The sequence below is a fragment of the Streptomyces colwelliae genome (assembly GCF_048158785.1).
In the GTDB taxonomy this organism is placed as follows: Bacteria; Actinomycetota; Actinomycetes; order Streptomycetales; family Streptomycetaceae; genus Streptomyces.
On sequence record NZ_JBLTJC010000999.1, the window covers coordinates 1 to 420 of the forward strand.

1 pseudogene is annotated in these 420 nt (G+C 56.7%); it reads right to left on the reverse strand.

What is annotated here, in order from left to right:
• Positions 1 to 420: pseudogene (gene nanT / locus ACNFOC_RS55550) on the reverse strand (sialic acid transporter NanT); the annotation flags it as partial.

Genomic DNA, 420 nt, shown 5'->3' on the forward strand with positions numbered 1-420 from the left:
CGGCACCGCTGAATGGTTTACCGTCGATAGCGTCATGAGTACGCAACGCTTCCGGGCGCAACCAACGCTGAACGCGGGAAGGCATATCCAGACCAATCAGCAGGATCACCACAAATGTCAGACTGAACGAGAGCGATGCCAGCGCAGTACCCAGATCCAGACGTTGAGCGATCAACGCGCCGATGATTGGGGCCAGTGCGCCGCCCAATGCGCCAACGTTGTAGGTAAAGCCCAGGCCCGCTGCACGCTGGTCGGTATCGAAATAACCGCCAATCAGTTTCGGTAAGATCCCGGCGATCCCTTGTCCAAGCATTTGCTGGAAGAACAGTAACAAACCGAGCACCCAGACGTTTGCGCCGCCAATCGCAAATACCGGAATAATCAGCAGCTGCGAGGCCAGCAGGCTACAAACGTACGCTT